The 7535-nt window shown below is 63.8% G+C and carries 6 protein-coding genes; 2 read left to right on the forward strand and 4 right to left on the reverse strand.

Going from position 1 to position 7535, the window contains the following annotated elements:
- Together WS62_RS25910 and tssA are read left to right on the forward strand one after the other, a co-directional pair.
- Entirely contained in the window at positions 1–735 is a 735-nt protein-coding gene (locus tag WS62_RS25910; RefSeq protein WP_066577010.1) for a response regulator transcription factor, read from the forward strand.
- 41 nt (positions 736–776) lie between these two features.
- The gene (tssA, locus tag WS62_RS25915; protein WP_442855104.1) at positions 777–2462 is read left to right on the forward strand and encodes a type VI secretion system protein TssA; all 1686 of its coding nucleotides are present in this window, start codon (positions 777–779) and stop codon (positions 2460–2462) included.
- A 226-nt stretch (positions 2463–2688) separates the two neighbouring features.
- Here tssA and bimD read toward each other — a convergent pair whose 3' ends face one another.
- The 4 genes from bimD to WS62_RS25935 all read right to left on the reverse strand — a co-directional run bounded on the left by bimD (position 2689) and on the right by WS62_RS25935 (position 6994).
- Positions 2689–3060, reverse strand: coding sequence for a protein BimD (bimD, locus tag WS62_RS25920; RefSeq protein WP_066577029.1), 372 nt, complete (start codon positions 3058–3060; stop codon positions 2689–2691).
- Between the two features lie 49 nt (positions 3061–3109).
- Positions 3110–4492: a YadA family autotransporter adhesin gene (locus WS62_RS37645; RefSeq protein WP_269435309.1), complete on the reverse strand. Its 1383-nt coding sequence runs from the start codon at positions 4490–4492 to the stop codon at positions 3110–3112.
- Positions 4489–5847: an autotransporter strand-loop-strand O-heptosyltransferase gene (locus WS62_RS25930; protein ID WP_066577014.1), complete on the reverse strand. Its 1359-nt coding sequence runs from the start codon at positions 5845–5847 to the stop codon at positions 4489–4491. The genes WS62_RS37645 and WS62_RS25930 overlap by 4 nt, the downstream gene beginning before the upstream one ends.
- Before the next feature lie 142 nt (positions 5848–5989).
- On the reverse strand, positions 5990–6994 hold the full coding sequence (locus WS62_RS25935) for an N-acetylmuramoyl-L-alanine amidase (protein ID WP_066577017.1): 1005 nt from the start codon (positions 6992–6994) through the stop codon (positions 5990–5992).
- Between the last annotated feature and the right edge of the window lie 541 nt (positions 6995–7535).

Consider the following 7535-nt stretch of genomic DNA (forward strand, 5'->3'; position numbering starts at 1 on the left):
ATGAATGCGACAAGATTGCCAGCGGTGCTCGTCGTCGAGGACGACGAGCCGTTGCGGCGTGTGCTCTGCAGTTATTTGTCGGGCCACGGCATGGCCGTGGACGGCGTAGGGACGGCGGCGGCGGCTGTCGAATCGGTTGGCCGGCGCGAATACGAAATGGTGCTGCTCGATCTCGGCCTGCCGGACGGAGATGGCATCGATGTGCTGTTGCGCTGGCGCGATTCGCAGCGCTTCCCGCTCATCTGCGTGACAGGCCGAAACGAAGAGGCGGATCGCATCATGGGCCTGGAATTCGGCGCGGACGATTACGTCGTGAAGCCGTACTCGCTGCGCGAGGTGCTCGCGCGGATGCGTGCGCTGTGGCGCAGAGCCGAGCCGTCGACGGCCCCCGTGCGTCGCGGCAGGCATCCGCGCGCATACCGTTTCGACGGCTGGACATTGAACATGAATACGCGTCGCCTGTCGACATCCGACGCGCGCGAAGTCCCGCTGACGGTCGGCGAATTCAATCTGCTTGCGTTCTTTCTTGGTTCGCCGTCGCGCATCGTCGCGCGCGCGCAATTGCTCGAATGCACTCGCGCATTCGACGACGTCTTTGATCGCGCGATCGACGTGCAGATTTGGCGGTTGCGCAAAAAGATCGAGAAGGATCCGAAGCATCCCGAACTGATCCGGACCGAGCGTGGCGTCGGGTACTACTTCGCTGCAAAGGACGTGGAGACGATATGGGAGTGAGCGCGCGAGGTCAGCTCGGGAGTGCGTCATCGGGCACGTGCATGAACGTGGATTTCGAAGCGCTCTCCGTGCTGGGGCGCACGGATGTCGATCCGGACGCGCCTGCGGGCGACGGCGTGCGCAACGACGCGCGTTTCGACGTGCTGCATACGGAACTCGCGAAGCTCGCATCGCCGGGCGCGGGCGGGCAGGTCGATTGGCGCGCGGTGGCGAACCTCGCGACGGAACTGCTTCGCGACAGGGGCAAGGACTTGCTCGTCGGCTGCTATCTGGCGGGCGCGCTGCTGCAGATCGGCGGCGCAGCCGGGCTGCGCTGCGGCCTTGAGGTCGTCGGCGATCTCATCGAACGCCATTGGGACGCGATGTCGCCGCCGTTGCCACGGATGCGGGCGAGGCGCGGGGCGCTGCAGTGGCTGCTCGATCGCGTCGACGCGATGCGAGACGCCGGGGCCGTCGCATGCGGCGGCGCTTGCGCCAACGAATTGATCGATCAATTGCGCGCAGCCGCGCGGCGGATCGACGCGCTGCTGGCCGAGCGCGACATCGACGCGCCGACGATGCGCGCGGTGAATGCGTTCGCGGACCGGCTGCCGGTCGAGCCTGTCGAGCCTGTCGAGCCGGACGAGACGGACGAGACGGATGCGGCGGACGTGCTCGATGCGATGGACGAAGCGCCCGCGAACATCGTGGACGCCTCTGCCGAGCACGCGCCGGCGGCGCCGGCCGGTCGCACGGGGAGGCGCGCGAACGTCGACGCCGCCCGGCAACCGGCGTCGCTCAACGATGCGGTCGGCCGCGAGAGCGCGCTCGACGATGCGCTCGCGCATTTGCATCGCATCGCGATGGCGTTCGCGCAAGCCGACTGGACCGACGCGCGCAGCTTCCGCCTGCGCCGCTTCGCATGCTGGTCGAACGTGCGCGCGCTGCCGGATACGGAAGTGGACGGCGGACGGACGCGGATCCCAGCGCCGAATGCACAGGTCGTCGACGTGGCGAAAGGCATCGACGTGCACGGCGAGCCCGCCGATGCAATCCGCTTCGCCGAAGAGCACGCCCAGGCGTTTCCGCTCTGGCTGGACTTGCAACGGATCGCCGCGTGCTCGCTCGCGCGCGCGGGCGGCGATTGCGCGGATGCGCTACATGAAGTGGAGACGGCGGTTCGAGCGCTGCTTGGACGGCTGCCGGGGCTCGACGCGCTGAAATTCGCGGACGGCACGCCGTTCGCCGACGACGCCACCCGTGCGTGGCTCGCCGGGCTTTCCGCGCCGATCGGCGCGGCGGACACGGCGTCGCCGTCGTCTTCACCAATGACAGAGGAACCGGATCGTGCGCGGAGCGACGCGCACGAAGCCTGCGCCGACGATGCCGTCGACCGTGCACGCGCGCTCGCCGCAAACGGTCAGCTCGATCGCGCGCTGCATGCGATTCAGGCGGCGATCGATCGCGCGCCGAGCGCGGAATGCCGGTTGAAGGCGCGCATCCGGTTGTGCGAGTTCGTGCGCGATCATTGGGCGCATGAGATCCCGGAAGCGTTCGCGCGCGGCGTGATCGAGCCGATCCGCCGGCACGATTTGCTCGCGTGGAATCCCGGGCTGGCGCTCGACGGCCTGTCGGCTGCGTACGCGCTGCTGATTCGTCGGCGCGATCGTGATTCGGTGCACGTGCAGGGGGTGCTCGACGATATCGCGAGCGTCGATGCGGCGCGGGCGATGCGTTTGTCAGCGTGAAGCGAGGCGTGCGGAACGACGCGTGATGTGGTGCTCGTCCGCAAATGCACAGAGCGGCCGGCGCGAGGCTGTTCCGGTCGCTCGCGTGTCGGTTGCACGGCGATCGTGTGAGAAAGAGGCGCGGTAGTGGCCGTCGTTGTAGCGTATGCGTCGCGCAAGCGGCGAGCGAGGAGCGCGCCGCGATGTGCCCGACTACTCGCGGGCGGCACGTCGCGGCGCGACCGGATCAGGATATCTGCGAATTGTCGGCCGGCGCATCCGGCCGAAGCGTATGCGAGGGCGTGCGGTGAGCGCCGCTCGCGTCGGTCGGCGCAGCGGACGCCGACGGCACCGAGTCCTTGGGTGGCACCGTCTTGGCCGTGTTGAAGACGCCCCAACCGCGATTGATGTGCACGCCGCTCTCATGCTCGCCGCTCATCGATCGGATGCTCTCGTTGAACTCCTCCATGTAGGCGGGCCAGCCTCGCGACGCGGGCGCGCCGGCATTGGCATTGGCATTCGCGACGGGCATGGGTTCGGCGTCGCGATTGCAGCCGCCGAGGCTCGCGACGGACAACGCGAGCGCCGGGAGGATCGGGATAAGGGTCGGTAATTTCATCATGTCGTGTACCTCCTTGACGATGTGTGTGGCGCGTGCTGGCGGGCGTTCACCATTGCCAGCTCATGCCGACGCCGACCGTATTGCCGCCGGCGCTCATCGCGACGCCTGCCCGCACCTTGAGGTTTTCGCCGATGCGCGCGGTGCCGCCGAGCGCGACGGCGTGATGACCCTTGTAGACCGCGCCGCCGACGCCGATCGACAACACCTTGTCGCGATCGACGTCGGGAATCATCGTCAGTGCGGTCGCGGCCGCGACGCCGGAATAGGCATCGCGCGCGGTGTCGGTGATGCTCTGCTGAAGGTCGCCGATGCGCCGGTTCGTATAGGCGGTCGTATCCGACATCGCTGCACGGAGTTGCGTGACGTTGACGGCGTCGGTGGGCTCGGTGCCGGAGGCGACGTGGGTGATCTGACGCTCGTGGCCACTGCGTCCGACAGACACCGTGCCTTCCCGATCTGCAATCGATTCCGAGCCAAGTGCAATTGAATTAGGCGCCGTTGCTACTGCGCCAGCGCCGGCGGCGATCGAACGGGAGCCATGAGCGATCGCATGTGTGCCAATTGCGATAGATTGATCGCCGCTCGCGACGGCGTCCGCCCCAACGACAATCGCGTCATTACCGATCGCCAATGCATCGCTCTGTACAGAATTGACTTTGAAGTATCTGGACGACGGATGCTGAAGGCCTTGACTACTCAAGCCGCCCGAACTGTTCAAACTGTTTTGATTCTGCTTCGAATTAGAACTTGAATTATAGCTTGAATTGGAATTGGAATTATGACTCTGCCTCGGATTATGAATTCGCTTCGGATTCGGATTCGGATTAGGATTAGGATTCGGACTCTGCTTCGGACTCTGATTATGATTACGTCGCCCCCCATCCGCATCGGCCGTGGGTCTTCCCGCCTTTAAATCTTCTGCTGCTTGCTTTACTTTTTCACGCATAGCCGTGAATTCTTCATGCGTTATGTCGCTCGTGTCTGCAATATCTGGCCATTTTTCTCCTTTTTCTAATAACTTGGCTAACTTATTTATGGTTACGAATTTGATGGCGCCTGCCATGGGATTTCCGGCGCCGGGATCCACTTTTCCATCGGAATCGAATTCAGTATTAGATACCGCATGCAGCATTTTCTCCACCTCGTAGTGGAGAGCGCTACTCATGTTCGTCCTGTTGTTCAGACAATCAAGAATTTGATTGACGGACGATATGGTCGTATCTCTGTCTGTTTTCGCATATAGTGGTGACCCCTTGGGATCTGGGGGCGGCGGAGCGGCTTGCACATCCATCGACCATCCCAGTGAAGCAGAGGCGAGTGCCTGATAGAGCACCGTCGAGACGAGACGCGATTTGAAAGAGGGTGAAGAATCTGTCGCCGAAGTAGGAGTGGAATGCATATCAAGCGTAGGAAGCGTGTGTTTAGTCATGCTATCGCGTGAACATCGATGGATGGGCCGAGAGGCGACTTTTCGAGTATTCGAAGAACGACATTCGTAACCTGCTCGTAGCTGATGAGCCGTGCGCATTCGAATTGTCGTAACGTTCCGGTATGACGTGGGCAAGTCGACGGATCGTCGTGCCCGAACCCGACACTTCCATCGTTCCAGCAGCTATTGCATGCATGGAAGTTGATCACGCGGTACGGCGTGTCGAACTCGCTGACCGGATGCGTGAACCCGCTGATCAGCACGACCGGCGTGCCGACCGCCCACGCGAGCCACGAGAGATCGCCGGGCACGCCGATCAGGCAGGCCGCATGCCGCAGCCAGCGCGCGCGCTCGGTCCACGGCGTGTCGGGCGGAAGGCAGTGCGCGGCGTCCGCGAGCGCGCTGCTTTCATCGACGACATCCGGCGAAGGCGAGTCGACGCAGACGATCCGGTAGCCGGCCGCCGTCAGAAACCGTTGCAATTCCCGCCAGCCGCCAGGCCGCTCCCAGCGCGCGCAGCGCAACGCGCTTTGCGCGGCAACGCAGACATAGCGGCCCGCGAGCGGCGGGCTATCGTCGCTCAGCTCGATGCGCGGCGGCGCTTCGCGCGGATCGACGCCGAGCATGTACGCGGCGCTGCGGTGCATGCCGACGAGCTGCGGCGCGCTCGGCTGGTACGCGCGCGCTTCGTCGCCGACGAAGCGTCCGAGCCGGTATGTCGCGTAGTAGCACTCGGGATTGACGAGGTCGGGCGTCATGAACTCGATGTCCGGATAGCCGGGCTTCAGCAGCGAAATCAGCGGCGCCGGCATCGAGCACGTCAGCTTGCAGCGATGCCGCCGCTGGAATTTCACCGCGTAGCCGAACCAGCCGAGCGCTTCGCCGAGCCGGCCTGCTTCGAACTGGATGAGCACGGGCTTGCCGTGCGCGTCGAACCGATGCTTGAAGACACGCTTGCCGTTCACATCGATCTCGATCAGGAACGGCACGAAGTGCTTGCGCGTGCTCGTCACGATGCCCGCGCCGATCTGCGTGTCGAACAGCGGCGTATCGGTGTGCATGTCGCGCAGGCGGACCGTCCAGTCCCCGTCCGGCAGCAGCACGCGGCAGCCGTCGTTGAAGTCGAAATGCACGCCTTCGGTGCCGGACCACGTCGGCATGTCGGCGGGCGCCGAGAAGCCGCGCGCGTCCGTTCCGTTCGATGCGGCTGGCGGCTGCGGTGCGGACAGATGAGAGCCGAGCGTCGGCGGCGCGTGCGCATCGAGCACCGACGGCGAGCCGGCGAACGTGACCTTCGGCACGTCGTACGCGTTTCGCTTGGCGTTCGCATCGGAATACGAAAGAGAGAGATGCATGATGACTCGAGTTCATTGGCGCGCCGCAATGCGCGCGAGCAGGGCGCGCCGTATCGTGCGAAACGGCGTGCCCGGCGATTGCTGTTGCGCGACGACGCTTCCCGCTCGCGGCGTCGACGCGCGGCGCATTCGTCAGGTTCGACTAAGCGGCTGACTTTGCATCGGCGGAATCCAGTGCGGGCGTTCGGTCGCGCTGTTCGGGCGTGGACGCCTTCTCGTCGCGCAACGGCCGCTTGTCGCGCTCAATGTACTTGTCCAACAGCGCGTCGAGTATCGCGACGGTTTCGATGTCGGGCACGCCGTCGTATCGGGTGGGGCGGAAGTGCATCTGAAACGCCGCGATGACGTTCGTCGTCCGCTCGTCGAGCACGCCGGTTTGCGGCGTGTCGTAGCCGTAGGCGAGGAGCTTCGCCTGCAGCTCGGCGACATCGCGACGATACGGATGGCAAGCACGGTAGTACTCGACCGCGATCGCGTCCGGCCACGCGCCGACGCCGTACTGCTCGTATAGCGCCTGCCACGGGAAAAGCGGCCCCGGATCGAGCTTGCGGCCGGGCGCGATGTCCGAATGACCGACGACCTTTTGCGGCGGGATCCCATGACGCGCGACGATGTCGGCCGCGAGTCTGCCGACCACCGACATTTGCGCGTCCGGGAACGATGACCAACGACGCTGCATCAGTGGCGTGTTTTCGTCCGCCTCGGGAAAGCCGGTGTTGACGATCTCGATGCCGATCGAGCTTGCGTTGAGCAGGCGCTCGCCTTGCCAATAGCTGATGCCCGCATGCCATGCGCGGCTCAATTCGGGCACGAGCGCGAACACGCGGAAGCGCTTGCCGTCATCGGCCGCGTCGGGCACCAGATAGTGCGCGCTGGCGGGCCGCTTCGGATCGGTCAGCAGCGCGACGGAGCGCGCAAGCGATTGTGCGGTGTAGTGAAGGACAAGCGTGCGCACACGTGAATCCTGGTTTGGCGACGAGATCGACGTATCGATCACGTAATGCGCGTCGCGTACGTCGTTGCCGGTCGCGCACGCGAAAACCGGCATCGCGAGCGCACCTGCGGTACATAGTGAAGCTCGCGCCAGGAATCGGCGCCGTTCTGCGCTCGCAATGCTGTTGAGTCGCACTTTCCATTGTTTGCTCATGCAAGTTCCTCGTAGGCCATCGTCCAGGGTGGTCCGGATGCCTGAATGATCGCGATCCGAATTGATATGTCCGTGCGGTCGGAATGATATTGACAGCAGGATCGTCGATCATTCGATCGGCTATTCAGGGACGCGATTGTTTCAAGTAATCAGCGTTTTGGCGTCGGGAAAACAACCGATATTTGGCAATTCGATGGCTTCGACTTGATTGACGTCGGAAGGCGCGTTGACGCGGCAATCCTCCCGAAAAACCGGCGGGATCAGAAGTGGAATTTTCTTGTTGAGGGCGTTCTACGGAATGAACAAGTCGAGAATCACGGATAGCCAGATCAGGGACGCGCTGAAGCCCGTGGAGTCGAGGCTAGCGGTGCCGGACCAGTGCCGGGAACCGGGTATCAGCACGGCGACGCCTTATAAGAAGCTGTTGCGAAATTAAGTTTCGGGTCTGTTAACTTTTCCGACTTGGTGTTAACTTCCTGTCTTGTTTTGCCTGACAGGAAGCGATGCCTAAAGAACTTGTAGACGACGAATTGTGGTCACT

It is taken from the genome of Burkholderia sp. ABCPW 14 (assembly GCF_001523835.1).
Classification (GTDB): domain Bacteria; phylum Pseudomonadota; class Gammaproteobacteria; order Burkholderiales; family Burkholderiaceae; genus Burkholderia; species Burkholderia mayonis.